Source organism: Flavobacterium sp. Sd200 (assembly GCF_009826935.1).
GTDB lineage: Bacteria > Bacteroidota > Bacteroidia > Flavobacteriales > Flavobacteriaceae > Flavobacterium.
This window is the reverse complement of the sequence record NZ_WUMN01000008.1, coordinates 19,994-36,759: the sequence shown is the minus strand read 5'-3', so window position 1 is coordinate 36,759 and position 16,766 is coordinate 19,994. Positions and strand designations below refer to the sequence as shown.

The 16,766-nt window shown below is 39.1% G+C and carries 12 protein-coding genes; 3 read left to right on the top strand and 9 right to left on the bottom strand.

Annotated elements, in window-relative coordinates:
• Position 1: 1 nt before the first annotated feature.
• Positions 2-1,282: an O-antigen translocase gene (locus tag GR160_RS16995; protein ID WP_160751096.1), complete on the top strand. Its 1,281-nt coding sequence runs from the start codon at positions 2-4 to the stop codon at positions 1,280-1,282.
• Between the two features lie 6 nt (positions 1,283-1,288).
• Here GR160_RS16995 and GR160_RS16990 read toward each other — a convergent pair whose 3' ends face one another.
• Positions 1,289-2,188 carry a MerR family transcriptional regulator gene (locus tag GR160_RS16990; protein ID WP_160751095.1) on the bottom strand — a complete coding sequence of 300 codons (900 nt, stop codon included), beginning with the start codon at positions 2,186-2,188 and terminating at the stop codon, positions 1,289-1,291.
• A 371-nt stretch (positions 2,189-2,559) separates the two neighbouring features.
• On the opposite strand from GR160_RS16990, the gene typA reads away from it, so the two are divergent.
• A complete protein-coding gene (gene typA / locus GR160_RS16985) occupies positions 2,560-4,356 on the top strand; it encodes a translational GTPase TypA (protein WP_160751094.1) in 1,797 nt (598 codons plus the stop codon).
• A 143-nt stretch (positions 4,357-4,499) separates the two neighbouring features.
• On the opposite strand, the gene GR160_RS16980 is transcribed toward typA, so the two are convergent.
• The 8 genes from GR160_RS16980 to GR160_RS16945 form a co-directional block, all read right to left on the bottom strand.
• Positions 4,500-6,833: a T9SS type B sorting domain-containing protein gene (locus GR160_RS16980; RefSeq protein WP_160751093.1), complete on the bottom strand. Its 2,334-nt coding sequence runs from the start codon at positions 6,831-6,833 to the stop codon at positions 4,500-4,502.
• An 87-nt stretch (positions 6,834-6,920) separates the two neighbouring features.
• The gene (locus GR160_RS16975) at positions 6,921-9,218 is read right to left on the bottom strand and encodes a T9SS type B sorting domain-containing protein (RefSeq protein ID WP_160751092.1); all 2,298 of its coding nucleotides are present in this window, start codon (positions 9,216-9,218) and stop codon (positions 6,921-6,923) included.
• A gap of 184 nt (positions 9,219-9,402) precedes the next feature.
• Complete coding sequence (locus GR160_RS16970) at positions 9,403-10,248, bottom strand: ABC transporter permease (RefSeq protein WP_160751091.1); 846 nt, start codon at positions 10,246-10,248, stop codon at positions 9,403-9,405.
• A 6-nt stretch (positions 10,249-10,254) separates the two neighbouring features.
• Entirely contained in the window at positions 10,255-11,160 is a 906-nt protein-coding gene (locus tag GR160_RS16965; RefSeq protein WP_160751090.1) for an ABC transporter ATP-binding protein, read from the bottom strand.
• 353 nt (positions 11,161-11,513) lie between these two features.
• Positions 11,514-13,370 (bottom strand): hypothetical protein, encoded by a 1,857-nt coding sequence (locus GR160_RS16960; protein WP_160751089.1) that lies wholly within the window; start codon positions 13,368-13,370, stop codon positions 11,514-11,516.
• A 132-nt stretch (positions 13,371-13,502) separates the two neighbouring features.
• Positions 13,503-13,907 (bottom strand): hypothetical protein, encoded by a 405-nt coding sequence (locus GR160_RS16955; protein ID WP_160751088.1) that lies wholly within the window; start codon positions 13,905-13,907, stop codon positions 13,503-13,505.
• An 88-nt stretch (positions 13,908-13,995) separates the two neighbouring features.
• A complete protein-coding gene (locus GR160_RS16950; protein ID WP_160751087.1) occupies positions 13,996-15,054 on the bottom strand; it encodes a nucleoid-associated protein in 1,059 nt (352 codons plus the stop codon).
• 169 nt (positions 15,055-15,223) lie between these two features.
• Positions 15,224-15,769 (bottom strand): plasmid pRiA4b ORF-3 family protein, encoded by a 546-nt coding sequence (locus GR160_RS16945; RefSeq protein WP_160751086.1) that lies wholly within the window; start codon positions 15,767-15,769, stop codon positions 15,224-15,226.
• Positions 15,770-15,974: 205 nt separating this feature from the next.
• On the opposite strand from GR160_RS16945, the gene GR160_RS16940 reads away from it, so the two are divergent.
• Positions 15,975-16,730: a LytTR family DNA-binding domain-containing protein gene (locus GR160_RS16940; protein WP_160751085.1), complete on the top strand. Its 756-nt coding sequence runs from the start codon at positions 15,975-15,977 to the stop codon at positions 16,728-16,730.
• Positions 16,731-16,766: the final 36 nt, after the last annotated feature.

Sequence of the window (16,766 nt, the reverse complement as noted above, 5' to 3'; positions counted from 1 at the left end):
ATTGTATAAGCCAGCTAACATATTCAAAACGCAGCTTTTTCGTGTATCGTCTCTCAATACGCTGAGCATTGTTGTGCGAATTGCCGGAGGGCTATTAGCCTCTAAAATGATAGCACTTTTTATAGGGCCTTCAGGAATGGCACTTACAGGCAATCTTCGTAACTTTTTAACTTCGGTAGATGCATTTAGCACACTTGGGCTTCAAAATGGCATAATAAAATATACTGCCGAGCATGAAAAAGACGACTGCAAATTAAAACAGGTACTTGCAACGGTTTGTTTAAGCATTTTTGCAACGGTTGTTGTGGTAAGCTTTTTACTTTTAATGTTATCGTCTTACTTTAGTTCGTGGATATTTAATGGCAACCAAAATTACAGTTGGGTTTTGCAACTTTTGGCCGTTGTGCTGCCATTTTATACAGGGAGTCTTGTTTTTGTAGCCATACTTAATGGTTTTGGCAGCTATAAGCAGGTAATATGGATCAATATATTTGGTAATGCTGCCGGGGTTGTAATGTCGGCAATACTTATATGGCAAATGGGGCTTTCGGGTGCTTTTTGGGGTATAGTGCTATCTCCTGTACTTGTGTTTTTGTTTTCTTTATTTTACATCAGTAAGCAGATTGTATTATCAAATATATTTAAAATGAAATGTTTTGATAAACACCTACTTAAAAAGTTATTATCATATAGCCTGATGAGTTTGGTAACGGCACTGTTGGGGCCTGTGGTATATATAAGCATTCGTAATTATATTGTAGAGGTTGATGGTGCTGAACAGGCGGGCTATTGGGAGGCAATGGGACGCATTGCTACCTTTTATATGCTTTTTGTTTCTACACTTTTAACACTCTATTTTTTGCCAAAACTGTCTGTTGCTAAAACAAATAAAGAAACAAAAAATATATTTTTTAGTTACTTTAAAAGTATAGTGCCATTATATGCCGTTGGGCTTTTGGTTGTTTACATACTAAGGTTTTTTATTGTAAAGTTGCTTTTCAGTGCAGATTTTTTACCAATGACAGACCTTTTTGCATGGCAGCTTTTGGGCGATTTTTTTAAAGTATGTGCTCTTATTTTGGGTTTTGAGTTTTTTGCAAAGAAAATGACCTCTGCTTTTATATTAGTAGAAGGATTCTTATTTTTAGTTCTTTACTGTTTCAGCAAGATATTTATATCTGTTTATGGAAGCGAGGGAGCAGTAATGGCTCATGCCCTTACCGGGTTTTTAAATTTCATACTGCTTTCTGTATATTTTAAAATAAAGTACAAAACCTTGTAGGGTATGCTACAATCCCTCTGCAAATCCTCTTATTGATGTAAAAGTTTCAATACCCTTTGGTAACGTATCTTTATTAATAAACGATATGCCTTTTCCAAAAACATACAATTGAGTTTGGGTATCATTAACCACTTCGGTTTTAAGTGTGCTCAGGTATTGGCCTATACGGTTAAGGTTGGTTTCAACGGTAAGATAGGTTACAAATGTAATGTTGGCAAAGTAATTCTTAATATCTGTAAGGTTTGCTGTAGGTATATTAGCGCCTATGTAAACAGTTTGATGTCCTATCCTGATCAGTTCGTAGTTGATAACCATAAGTCCCATTTCATGAATTTCCCCTTCGGGCAGATATAAAACAAAAGTACGGTCGGTTTTAGTAGGTGGGGTGTTTTGCAATGCCTCTGTGCTAACACTTATTTGCTGTTTAATAAGACAGCTTATAAAATGCTCGTGTGCGGGAGTAATGGTGCCTGTTTGCCACAGCATGCCTGTTTCGCGCAGCAACGGAACAAAGAATTCAAAAAATATCTCGCTTAACGATTTTTCGGTAAGCAGGTTGTTGTATGTAGTGCTAAAAAGTTGCCTGTCAAAATTTATCATAGCAAGCTTAAAGCTATTCAGGGCATGGTTGCTAAGAGTTTTTCGGCTCAGTATTTCGCGTACAATGACAGGTATGGTCTCTTCCGGTAATTTGGCAATAGCGCTTATCTTGTAGCCATAAGAAGTAAGCGTACAGATGTTGAGCAATTTTTGCAGGCTTTGCATAGAATAAACCCGTATGTTGCTTTCGGTACGCATGGGCTCAAGAATACCGTAGCGTTTTTCCCAAACTCGAATGGTATGTGCTTTTATGCCCGAAAGGTTTTCCAGGTCTTTTATAGTAAACGCATTTTTTAAAATGTTCATACTTTCGGGGGTAAAAGTTCAACAAATATATTAAATATATACGTTATTTTTACAGTTTTGGTTTTAGGTTTGTATGTGGTTGTTTTTTAAATATATACATTGTTTGGTGCGTTTTTTTATAAAAATATTTGTAGTAATTATTTCTATATTGTTTGTTTAGGAAGCATTTTTTAAATTCTTTTACTGAAAGAATGACTCTGTAAAATAGTTAATTCCCGTCTTAGAAAGTTGGTTTGGATAGGTAAAACGTTATCAAAACACTACCAGTATGTTACATTTTTTGCTAAATGTACAACTATGATGCAAAGCCCTCTGTATAAAGTTTTTTTTATCAAAATAAAGTGTACCTTTGCAGCTTCAAAAAAAGACAGATGGCTGCTATTAGAAACATTGCGATTATTGCCCACGTTGACCACGGTAAAACTACGCTGGTTGACAAAATTATGTACCATTGCCAATTGTTCCGTGAAAACGAGAACACAGGTGATTTGATACTTGACAACAACGACCTTGAGCGTGAGCGTGGTATTACCATTACCTCTAAAAACGTATCGGTAACTTACAAAGGTACAAAGATCAACATTATAGATACCCCGGGCCACGCCGATTTTGGTGGAGAGGTAGAGCGCGTGCTTAATATGGCCGATGGTGTTTGTCTTCTTGTAGATGCTTTTGAAGGGCCTATGCCGCAAACACGTTTTGTACTTCAAAAAGCTATCGACCTTGGTCTTAAGCCATGTGTGGTTATTAATAAGGTAGATAAAGAAAACTGTACACCTGAAGAAGTGCACGAAAAAGTATTCGATCTTATGTTTGAACTTGGTGCACAAGAATGGCAGCTTGATTTCCCGGCGGTTTATGGTTCGGCAAAAAATAACTGGATGAGTGACCATTGGGAAAATGTAACTGATAATATAGAGCCGCTTTTGGATATGGTTATAGAAAATGTTCCTGCTCCAAAAGTATCTGAAGGTACTCCGCAAATGCTTATCACATCGTTAGACTTTAGCAGCTTTACAGGTCGTATTGCTATAGGGCGCTTACAACGTGGTGTGCTTAAAGAAGGCATGAACGTATCGCTTGTAAAACGCGATGGAAAAATATTGAAATCTAAAATAAAAGAGCTTCACACTTTTGAAGGCCTTGGCCGTAAAAAAGTAGAAGAGGTTATAGCCGGAGATATTTGTGCTATTGTTGGTCTTGAAGGTTTTGAAATTGGCGATACTGTTGCTGATTTTGAAAATCCTGAAGCATTAGAGTCTATTGCTATCGATGAGCCTACAATGAGCATGCTTTTCACTATCAACGACTCTCCTTTCTTTGGTAAAGAAGGTAAATTTGTTACTTCTCGCCACATTAAAGACAGGTTAAACAAAGAGCTTGAAAAAAACCTTGCCCTGCGTGTTGCTGAGACAGACAGTGCAGATAAATTTATGGTATTTGGTCGTGGTGTACTTCACTTGTCTGTTCTTATTGAGACTATGAGAAGGGAAGGTTATGAGCTACAGATTGGTCAGCCACAGGTAATTATAAAAGAAATTGACGGTGTTAAATGCGAGCCTGTTGAAGAGCTTACAATTGACCTTCCTGAGAACCTTAGCGGCCGTGCTGTTGAGTTTGTAACTATTCGTAAAGGCGAGATGCTTAGCATGGAGCCAAAAGGCGAGCGTATGATCGTTAAGTTCAATATCCCGTCTCGTGGTATAATTGGCCTAAGAAACCAGTTGCTAACCGCTACAGCAGGAGAGGCTATTATGTCTCACCGTTTCCTTGAATACCAGCCGTATAAAGGCGAAATTCCAGGACGTTTGAGCGGATCGCTTATTTCTATGGAGAACGGTAAGGCAATTCCTTATTCTATCGATAAACTTCAGGAGCGTGGAAAATTCTTCGTTGACCCTAACGAAGATATCTATGAAGGCCAGGTTATTGGCGAGAACAGCCGTGGTGATGATATGACGGTTAACGTAACCAAAACCAAAAAGCTTTCAAACGTACGTTCAAGCGGAGCTGACGATAAGGCAAGGATTATCCCTGCTATTAAATTCTCACTTGAAGAGGCACTTGAATACATACAAAAAGACGAGTATGTTGAGGTTACTCCTAAGAGCCTTCGTTTACGTAAAATATACCTTAACGAGAACGACAGGAAACGTTTTAAATTCTAATCATCAATTTGATTTATATAAGGAACTCCCACCATTGGTGGGAGTTTTTTTGTTTTATAAAGATTGCGAATGTGTGTAATTATAATACATAAAAAAGGCGTAAACATAACGTTGCGCCTTCAATATAAATTATTTTTAGTTTGTTATCTTATAAGTGCAAAATGGCCTTTTACGGTATTACCATTTTCAAGTGTAATTACAAACCAGTAATCTGATGCCGGTAGTGGGTGACCGTTCAGTGTTCCGTCCCATCCTACATAATTGCCCCCTGTAAAGCCTGTAATTACTTTGCCATACCTGTCATATATTACTACAGATATGCCCGGTCTGTTGCGCATGTAGGGTATGCTCCAGTATTCGTGTACGGTATCGCCATTTGGTGTAAAATACTTAGGATAATCCAACACAGCCACTTCTTTTGTATAGGGTGATCCACAGCCGTTAGTGTCTCTTATATATACTGTATATTGTCCTGAAGGCAGGTTGTCGAACACAGGACTATCCTGATAATGCACCCCATCTATAGAATATTCATAAGTGCCAATACCTTCCGGATGTATAGTTAAAGAATTGTTGCCTCCTGTAAATTCAACAATTTCAAATTCGGCATTGATAGCCTTGCCCGATGGTTTTACCACAAAGGTTTTTGTGCCGGTACAGCCAAAATTGTTGGCCACTGTAACGGTATAGGTTCCTGTTTGGCTTACCCTTGCAATTTGTGTGTGCACTATAGGGTTAGTATCCCATGTATAAGAAGCATATCCCGGTCCTGCATTAAGCGGAACACCAACTGTAGCTCCTTCACATAAAAATACTTCTTCATCGTCTAATGCAGCGCCAAAAGAATGCACTAAAAGCGGAATTTGCGCAATGCCATAACAATCGCTGCCACTACTTACACGCGCATAGATAACCTGATTATAAGCAATGGTATTATTAAAACTTTGAGGATTGGCAATGGGTGTGCTTACCGTTAAAGCATTATCGTGAGATATATAATAATCTAACTGTAAACCTGTCGGGAGTCCGCTGAGTATTTCTCCTGCCCTTTGGGTAAGGTCAAAAACATACAGTCCGTCGTCTGTGCCGTCATCATCACATTCTTCTATAACAGTTGCATCATTAACAGTATTGGCAGATGTTGCCAATGTAACCGTTGCAATGCCTATGCAGTTATATTGGTTTTTCATCCTTATGTAAACCTGTTGGTTTATGCGTGTATTGGCAAACAAATTAGGTTCTGTTATTTCATTAGTGTTTGCTTCCGCATCGGTTAACTCGGTGAAATAATTAACGCCCGTAAGTTCCGGGTGATTATTTTCTACAAGCTCAGCCGCATTGTCAAGGTTGTAAAGTGTAAGGCCGTCGTTATTGTCGTCACATTGTAATAAAGTATAACTGCCTACTGTGACAGGAGTAGTGTACTCAATATCTATTGCCCCCTGAGAGATACATCCGGGTGTAAAAGTAACGTCTACAGTGTAAGTAGCATCAGGGCTGCTGTCGGTGGTAGGATTTACTGTATAAGTTCCGTTTGTTGCACCACTAATAATGTTACCATCTTTATACCACTGATAGGCTGTCGCAACTGTGGATGATGCATCTATTGTAAAAACCTCTCCGTCGCACAATGGATTCCCGTTGGCAAGGGTACGGTCAGGTCCAAGATCGGTAGTCATATCAAAACTGCCTCCACCAATAAATATAGCCGAATCGTAGCGAAAATTGGCTTCATCGGCAACAACCAGTTTTATATGGTAGCGCACACCGGGAGTAACTGCCGATATAGCTGTCATTACCTTTGTTTGCCCGTTAAAATTCGTAGGATGTTCGTAGCCGTTAAAAGCACCAAAATACTGTTCGTTCTGTGCCTCGCAGCTACCCGGAATTTCGGGGCGTACCGATGTTACTTTTACAGGAATATCGGTGCCGGGCACAACAGCAAGGTTGATGTATGGGGTTTCGTCATCGGCTGCTTTCAATAAGAAAGCAAATCCGTCAGAATAGCGACAGGGAGCATTATCATGATATTCTTCGCTCGACAGCATGTAATCAAAGCTAATGCGGTTGGCAAGCGGAATAAAGTCAAATTCCAGCACCGTTGCGTTTATAGAGTTGTTTATTTGCAGGGCATTTTCAAGATCGCGGTCTCCCGGCCAGTCTATATCGCCACCATCGTCCAACAGGCTGCTGTTAGGGCCAACTGCGCCAAGAGCTTTTCCTGTGCTCAGTATTATTCCGTTTTGAAACGGAAATGTAGAACCTGTGCCGGAAAAGTAGCCGTAACTCTGTTCGCCCGTGTATGCTGCTCCTGTAACCGAAATGTTGGATACTGAAGCACAGCCATTATTTAATAAAACATTTTCTACAAGCTGCTGTGCAGTATAATGGTCGTCTACCTGTATATATTGTGCCTGTGCTGTAGTGGCTAACAGAAACAATACCAGTGCTATGGCGCTTTTAAATACTTTTTTCATAAGTGCGGCAAAGATACAGCAATAGACCTGTGTAAAACAGGGGTAACTTTAATTTAACATTATAACAAACAGATGTACAAATGTTACTTATCTCATGAGCGAAAAGTGCCCTTTTATAATGTTTCCGTTCTCTAATTGTATTGTAAACCAATAATCATCAGCAGGCAGTGGGCTGCCGTTAAGGCGTCCGTCCCATCCGGTAGAATTACCTCCGTTAAAGGCTGTTATCAGTTTGCCATATCGGTTAAAAATGTTTACGCTTAATGCAGGTCGGGTGTACATGTATGGTATTAGCCAGGTGTCGTTTATGCCGTCTCCGTTAGGTGTAAAAACCCTTGGATAGTCTAATACATATATAGTTTTTTGATATACCGGCCCACAACCGTTAATATCTTTAATATACACGATATGACTGCCCGATGCTACATTATTAAACACAGGCTCATCCTGATAGGAATCTCCGTCTAAAGAATATTGGTAGGTGCCAATTCCCTGCAATACACTTACAGTAACCGTATTGTTGTTATCGGCAAAATCGCTAATATCAAACTTTGCAGTTATTGCTGGGCCCGATGGCGTTACTATAAATGTTTTAACCGCTTCGCAGCCAAAAGAATTCTCAACCGTAACACTATACGTTCCGGGCTCATCTATAGTAAGCAAGCGGGTTAGGACAGGAGGGGTGGTGTTCCAGCTATAGCTGTCAAATCCACTGCCTGCATCGAGCATCTGTGTAGTATTTTGACACAGGATTACCTCCTGATCTTCAAAATTTCCAACAAACGAGTGTACAATAAGGTCTAAAGGCTTGATGCCAAAACAGCCTTGTGTACTGTTTATCCTTACATATATGGTTTCAAGACGAGGCGTTATGTTTATGTAAGTAGCGGTAATTTCATTGGTCAAGGCCAATGCATTGTTGTATGTGGTGTAATAATTTAGTGTTGTACCTGCAGGGAAAAGGGTTAGAATGTCGGCTGAAGCGGCTGCGAGGTCAAACTCAGCAAGACCGGAACCAACACCTTCTGTTTCGCAATTCTCTAAAGGTGTCAATACAATACCATCGGGTGTATTGATCGAAAGTGTTAAAGGTACAGTAGCTGTACAGCCATATTGATTTTCAAGCACTACATATATTTCCTGATTTCTTACAGTATTGTAAAAAGGAGTATCTGTGGGTAATGCATTGGTGTTCGCAGCAGCATCTGTAGTGGTCAAAAAATAGTCTGTAACACTTGCATCAGGATCTGTAAACAACTCCTCAGTTATTTGAGATAAATAATAGGCCGTTAAACCATCATTATTATCATCACACTGTACAAAAGTTACGGGAGCCTGGCTTATAGCCGGGGCATATTCTAAATTAACAGTCCCCGAATATACACAGGTGCTAAAGGTTGCTTCGGTTTTATATTCGCCTGGTCCTGTTGCAATAAAAGTGCCTCTTGTTGCAGGCTGTTCAATGCCGTCTTTATACCATTTGTAGCTGTCTGCCCCGGCCATAGAGGTAAGGGTAACCGTTTCTCCGTCACATACGGGGTTAGAAGAAGACAGTTCTCTGTCTTCGCCCAGGTCTATAGAGAAATTAAAACTGCCACCGCCTAAAAATATAGCAGAGTCATACATAGTATCACCCTGATCGGCAATTACAAGTTTTATGTGATAGGCCACACCGGGGGTAACATCGGCCTTGGCAGTAAGCACTACTGTTTGCCCGTTAAAAGCCGTTGGGCTTATGGTGCCGTTATATCCGCCAAAATACTGCTCATTTGCAACAGGACACATGCCCGGCCCACGAACAGTGGTTACTTTTACAGGAATATCGGTATTAGGAATCACAGCAAGGTTTTGATAAGGCCTGTTTGTACCAGCAGGTTTAAGTAAAAATGCAAATCCGTCTGAATAATCACAATATTCTAAAAAAGGAACCTGCTGAAGATATTCTTCTGATGCCAGCATATAATCAAAACTAATGCTTGTAGTAAGGGGAACAAAATCAAATTCAAGTACTGTTGCGTTATAGGTTCGGCCGCTATCAAGTGCGTTTTGAAGGTCGCGGTCGCCCTCCCAGGTTTGCTCGCCATCGCTAAGATCATCATTCCTTCGGTTAGGGCCGGGCACAGATGTTGCGTATCCGGTACTTAAAAAGATACCGTCTGCAAATGGAAAATTAGACGACGCTGCATTAAAATAACCGTAGCTTGTACGCCCATTCGGGCTGCCTGTTACTACTACATTGCTAACCTGAGAACATGAGTTTGCCAGCAATGCATCGGTAAGTTGCTGTGCAGTATAAGTATCGTCTACCTGTATGTATTGCGCCGATACTGCCGTGGTTAATAGCAACAGTATTAGCGATATGCTGTGTTTGTAATTTATTTTCATAAGGAAGCAAAGATACTGTAAAGCAAAGCTGTTTTTAAAATTATAACAGTTAAGTTTTAACTATTTAATAATGCATTTTTAAACTTTAACATAGTAAGGCTGGTTTTATTATATCCTTATAATCATAAAAACACAAAAGCAGGCACATTGGCCTGCTTTTGCTTGTAATTGACTTTTACAGCAATTACAGATCTCTCTTTTTCAGTATTTTGTAGGATAGTGTAATAAACACTGCTGTCCATATCAACACGATAAGTATGGTGTACCAATGCACGCTGTAATCTTTTGGAGCAATGGCTGCTGCCTGGTTCACCTGATTTTCTATTGCTTTGTAGGCTTTAAACCGTGTAAATGGTTCTATTAGCAGGTTGCTGATAGACTCCAAAGGGAAAAACTGCATTACTTTGTCCAGAGCCTCTTTGCTTGGCACTACAAAGGCATACAACAATCCCTGAATAATTTTTTCTACAATAAACCACAGGAAGATAAAACCAATGGCAAATGCCGATCTTTTTACCAATATGCCTGCAAAAAGGCAGAAGGAAAAGAACCCAACGAGGTTTATAAAATAGCCCACTATATAACCCAGGTCGCTAAATACTATAGATGCTTCTGTAAACGATGAGAAACTATAACCCAATATAAGAGTCATTATAAAAATAAATATAGTAGAGCTTAGGGCAAAAATAAGAACGGTTAGCACTTTGCTTTGCATAAACTCTTTTTTACTTAAACCGTCTATAAGGTTTTGTTTTAACGTGCCATACGTATATTCGTTTGCCATCATAGAAACTATTACAATGGCTAAGAATAATTTGAGCAAAACGGCTATATAAGTATTAAAATGCCAGATGTAAGGGAAGTTAAAAATGCCCTGATCTGCCAGTCTGAAATCAATGCCAAAAAAAGTAAGTTTTACTGATGCTATAAGGGCAATGAACGATAATATTACAAAATAGGAAATAATGAGTATTCTGCTCGCCCTGTTTAACCAAAGTTTCTGGAATTCTATGCTTATTAATCTTTTCATGGCGGGTTAGTTTTCGGGCTGGTTAGAGGTTAGCTGTAAAAATTGTTCTTCGAGGCTGTTTTTTCGTTTTACCAAGTGGCTTAAAAATAAACCATTTGTAGCCAGATAGTGGTTGAGTTCGTGTGCTTCGAGCGGCTGACTAAGATATACGGTTAGCCTGCCATCCTGTTCTTCTATTTTGTCTATAGCGGCATGCCCCTGCAATAAAGATCTAAGCTTTGCATTATCGTTAGATTCCAGTTCAATAAAGCCATCACTGTTTATCATACCATGAACAGTGCCTGTATAAAGTATTACGCCTTTGCGCAACACTACAACGTGGCTGCACACTTTTTCTACCTCATCGAGCAGGTGAGAGGCCAGCAATATTGTAGTGCCCAAAGAGGCTATGTATTTTATAATATCCCTTATTTGGCGGATGCCCTGAGGGTCGAGGCCGTTGGTAGGCTCGTCGAGTATTAGTATTTCGGGGTCGTTTAAAAGAGCAGATGCAATGGCCAGTCTTTGTTTCATACCTAATGAAAACGTACGGAATTTACTGTCTTTACGCTCTAAAAGCCCTACCAGTTCCAGTTTTTCATTGATCTTGCTGTATGGTGCACCCTTAATTTTGCATACCAGCTTAAGATTGTCATAGGCACTCATGTAAGGGTAAAAATTGGGACGTTCTATAATGGCGCCTACTTTTTTTAAAGCTTCATGGGTTTCTACACTGCCACCAAACCAGCTGTATGTGCCGCCTGTTTTGTTTACTACATTTAGCACTATACCCAGAGTGGTACTCTTGCCACTGCCGTTTGGACCTAAAATGCCATATACATTGCCTTTTTTAATTTCGAACGAAACGTTATTAACCGCATGTATTTTGCCATACCTTTTGTCGAGGCCGTTTATGGTAAGGATTGTTTCCAAAAGATGATCGTTTAATTGGTTTGATATTTATAAGACGATCATATAGTGGATTTGTTACTTTTAAAGTTGAAAGTTTTTAAAGTTGTAAGTTGAAAGTCCGAAGCCCGATGGCTGTACCAAAAAAAGCTTTTTTAAAAAACAGTTTTTCTGTCAAAATTTTCACTGCTTGTGTGGCTTGAACTAAATAGGCATGGGTATTTTCTGAAACAATTTAATAAATTCTCAAAAAAACCTTAATCAGAAAAAAATACTCTTTGATGTCTTTGTTATATTTTTAGCGAACGTCAATAGTTAAATAGCATTTTAGTTATGAGATTTCCAGCATCCCAAACCCAATATCTAACACCCGAAGCCTAATAATAAGGTACCACCCCCGGTTTTGCGATCTGGAAGTCGGGCAGGGTAATATCAGTATTCTCCATAGTGTTGGTGCGGAAAATATTGTTGCCGTTGCCCGGTATGGTTGGATAAAATGCCACCGATAGCTGAAAGCTATTGAATATAAGGTAGTCATTATATATAAGCAATCCGAGACCTATGCGTGTATAGACCGGGCTTTTAAAAAGTTTTCTGTCTTCGGTGCCTACAATCCCCATAGTAAAATTTGCGAACGGGTTAAGACGGAAGCCCAGTACGTTCCATGGCGAATAAGATTGTGTTTGTAGGGTTAGCAGCACTTTTTTTGTTCCCTGAACCAGCCTTTTGTCAAAACCAAATTCGGCGTTAAGATTAAGCTGGTCGGTTATTATAGGTATGCGGTGGTCTCCCATAACAATAATGGGTTTTACAAAATGCCTGAAACGCCACGAACCCCAGTTGCGTATGTTACTAAAATATAGTGCCTCTATGCGCAGTGAGGTTTCGTCTGTGCGCTCGCCATAAAAAAACGAGCCCAATTGAAAATCGGTACTAAAATAGCCCCACTTGTAATAGTTACCAAAAGCATACCGCGCCCCAAGATATACGCGGTTCTCTGCATTTTTATTTTGTGTACCTATAGTGCCCGAATATACCTTACCAATGGGTATATCTTCTACAATATCGTAGTTAAATAAAAATTTATCCTGAACGAACTTTCTCGATGTTAAACCCACACTACCCATGTATAAGGTTTCGCTGGCATAATAATCGCGTGGGTCAAATTCTTCCGATGGCGATTCTAAATATTGCCTTGCATAATACCTGCCTGTGGTTACCAACCTCGTGGTTCGGTTCTCCTCGCTTTCGCCTTCATATATTTTAAAGGCATAACCACCCCAAAAATCCTGAGAGTTGCTTTTAAAATCCTGTAGCACATTTTCATTCTCCAAGTTAGGGAGCGAATCTCTTTGGTAGCGCGATTCTACATAGGCACCACCTGCCCATTTGGTATAGGCCGAAAAGAAATCGCGTTCCAGCCCAAAACTTTTAAGGTTGTTGTAGCTTTCCCATATTTGGTAGTTTACTGTGGCGTTAATATAAGTGTTCATTATATTAGGCACAGTATATCGGGCCAGATAAGAGGTTCTGCCGGTATTGAAACGTTTGTCGAAATCATTCTCAAATTCGTGTCCAAGACCAAAAAAGTTGCGTTCGGTTATGTTTACAGATGTCCCTGAGCTTGATGCCGACCCATTGGGTATAAGGCTCCATGAGTCTAACACCCTGATGTAAACATCAACAGAATCTTTACTGTTGCCGGCTGGGCGAGGTGTTATGGCAACGCGCCTTATATAGCGCTGTCTCCTCAATAAACGTTCGCTGTCCTGTATTAAAAGAGAATCGAGCGGTCGGTTCTTTTTAAAGAGTAACAAATTGCGAATGGTTATTTGCTTTGTTTTTAGGTGTACACGGTTACCAAAACGTTCTATGCCGTTGCGGGGTTTACGTGCTGTATCTGTTACCGAAAGCCCAAAGGGATCCAGTGTTTCTATAACTATATTCCTTACTATTTTACCTTGAGTAGTTTCGTATGTGGTTTGCAGCTCGGGCGTTTGGTTTTTAATTTTCTTACGGCTGTTACCTAACTCTTTGGGTTGCACCGACCTAAAAATGAGCTTGTGCAAAAAACGTGTAAACTTTTTGCGTTTGCTGTAGTTTTCAAGCTGCTGGTACATTTGGTCGCGCTTTTCTTTTACCGTATCGCGGGCAGGTGGGGCAACCTGTGCCTGCAATGGCGCAATGGCAAAAAATAACGCCAGTATAAAAAGCAGCCTGTAGTGTAGTGCCATGTAGTTGTGTCCCCTAACTTTTTTAGATATTACAAACGCGAAAATTAGCTATTATAAATATAACAAAAACTTAAAATTATGTATGCTTGCATAATTTACGATACATTTAACAACAAACAGGGAATCTATAAATTAGTTTTTAAAAGCTTTAATGATACCTTTAAAAAAATAAAAGGAGAAAATAAGTTGGGCAACAATGAAGAGGAGCAGAGAAGCAAAAAAAATATTTAATAAAATCATTTGATCATTTCCTCTTAAAACACCTGTTGAATTTAGTATATATATAATTAAAAAAGGAATTGAAAAGGTACTGAAAATTATAACTGTAGATTTTTTGACATAATTCTTAAGCAAGAAGTAATATGCAGTAATGACTATGATTAACCAGCCCAAAAATGCAAAAGCAACTGTTTGTGGAGGTATGATGGTTGTATGCCATCCGGGTAATAATGAAGCAGTAAAGTCAGAAGAAGTATTATTAAATACAGCAAAATAAAACACTATTAAGAGTATTAAAAAGATACTGTTTCTTTTCATGAGAGTCTTGTTCTTTTTAAGTCTCAAAAGTTAGTATAAAATAACTATCCTGTAAAAAAAATATTTACAGGATAGTTTAGCTGATATTCTAACTCTTTTGTTCTTTATTAAAATACACAAGGTAGTAGTACATCTGTTTTTCTTCGTCCCAGCCTTTTTCTACAAATTTTTCGGCACTTTCAGCATTAATAAAGTCCATTTTAATCTGTATGTTGGTATCCAGGTTAATAACGTTCTTTATTTTTTTACGGGCATCGGTAACGGCAGCATTGGCAATAGGAAAACTCGTAACGTCTTCTATACTGTATTTAGGGGCTTTTTCTACCTTATAGTTCTTGAATTCAGGTATAAGGTCCGGGTTGTCTATAACTTCATTTAAAAACGCTGTTTCTTCAAACATGTCGTTCTTAGCAAAATGGTTTACAGCTCTGTTCATAAACATAACCTCCTCTTTTTTGTCTTCTGCCGGTAGCACTACATCTTTGGCAAAATCCTGAACGAACTTCATGTACTTTTTAGTCATAAAGTTTTCATCCTGAAATGCATCTACCGAAAGGAAATGCTCCAGCCAGTAGCGGGCATCATAGCGGTTGTGGTCTACCGTAAGTATTTTATAGCCATCTTCTTTTTTGTAATTAAAGATAAGACAGCCTTTATCAAGTTTGTTCAGGTTTATGCCCTGTTGCAATATCATTTCGAGGTTAGAACCATCTTCGTTAAACTGAAGAAAATCGGTTTTTATCTCGCTTTTAAAAATACCAATAGCGTCTACCGGGTTGTTGTCTATATTGAGGTTGGTTAAGTAAGCCACATAAACTTCGCCATTTTTAATGTGCGGGTGGTTAGACTGCTCAAAAAGGTGCTTGGTTATTTTTTTAGATATTTCATGTGCCATGTTAGGGTTTGCAAACATTTCTGTAGCATAGTTGTACATGTCATGATAATCCAAATGTACATCGTGTGCAAACTGAAAATAATTCTCTTCTTTATCCCTAAAAGGCTTAAAAAAGTATTCTTTTAAAAGCGGCACTATTTCGTCAGACGGTTTGTAAGGCTGCTCTGATAAAAATATGGCTTCACTACGGCTTTTGTTGCCCACACGGTGTATAGAAAGGGTTTCTATCTGGGTATTAAATAAGTTGATCATTTCTTTGTGAAAGGTTCTTAGTTGCTTAGATACTGAGTTTCTTAGGCTATTAAGTAATTTGATTAAGATTAAAAAGCAGCATAGTAACATTTGCTACCAGCTGCTGTATGTATATTTTTTGAGTTGTATGTTTTTAACGTTACAACTTTCGACTTTATGACTTTAAAAACTAATTCCAGTTATGGTCATCCATTCCTAAGTCGTTAAAGTTTTGGTCGTCGTCAAACATGTCAAAGTCTTCTTCGTCATAATCATCGTCAAACTCGCCATACAGGTCGTCGCTGTCGGCATCGGTACCAAATGCCATTTCCGGCGCACTGGCAGGCATTTCCCCATGGGCAAAAAGCAGGTCAGGATAAGTAGTGCCACCTTCCGGCTCTTCAATAGCGGCCAACTCTACAAAGAAAGTCCACATATTTAAAAAGTCGTACACATAAATTATTTTGTTGCTTTCCTCGTTCAGGATACTCTCCAACGGATAATCGGCCATAGTTTTTTGTTCGCCCGGCACATCTCCTGTGTCAAAAAGTGCAATTTCATCTTCCTGTTCCCAATTATCGTCGCAGGTATAAAACGAGGCAGCCTCAAGCCCGTCAAACCCAAAGGCATTAACAATGGCATTATGCAGGTCTTCCAGCGTATCATCTTCCAGGATTGCTATATCCCTGAAAACATCTTCTTCGGCATCAAGTATTACCCTAAATTTATAAACCATGGTATGTAAATTTTAAAGTATCAAAGGTAAACCATTAATTCTGATTTTGCCTTTTGGAAGTTTAATAAATTTGATTAAGAGGGGGTATATATGCCTCAAAATCACGCTTTATGTGGTTTAAAGTCAGATGCTTTTGCGGTTTTGATCCTTGTGTTGCAGGATAGTTGTACAGAATTGTTATTTTTGAAAAGCAAAACCAACTGTTATGACTGTTATTATAATTGAAGACGAAAAACCTGCTGCACGACTGCTGCAGCGTAAACTGCAAAAACTGGATATAGAGGCCCAAACCATGCTGCACTCGGTTAAAGAGGCGATAGACTGGTTTGGCAGCAACACACATCCCGATCTTATATTTTTAGATATACAGTTGTCTGACGGGCTTTCGTTCGAGATTTTTGATAAGGTAAATATTAACAGTGCCATTATTTTTACAACGGCCTATGATGAGTATGCCCTGCGCGCCTTTAAGCTAAACAGTATAGATTATTTGCTGAAACCTATAGATGAGGACGACCTTGACGCTGCCGTAGCTAAATATAAAGAGCGTCGCCCTGCACCACAAGCATTACCTATAGATTTTGAACAAATAAAACGGATGCTGGTTAACCCTGCCGAAAAAGCCTATAAAAAACGCTTTACTATAAAAATGGGGCAGCACCTTAAAATGATTAATATTGAAGATGCTGAGTGCTTTTACAGTGAAAATAAAGGAACCTACCTACATACTACAGACGGACGTGACTACCTGTTGGAAAACACCCTGGAGCAGTTGGAAGCGGAGCTCGATCCTAAACAGTTTTACAGGGTAAGCAGAAAGTTTATAGTATCTGTAAATGCTATTAAAGATATTGTTGTGTACACCAACTCCCGTCTAAAAGTTATACCTCCCACTTATAAAGACGACGAAATTATTGTGAGCCGTGAACGTGTAAACGACTTTAAAGAATGGCTGGGGTAAGTTTTTAGCCGCTAATTTCACGAATTGGCATAAATT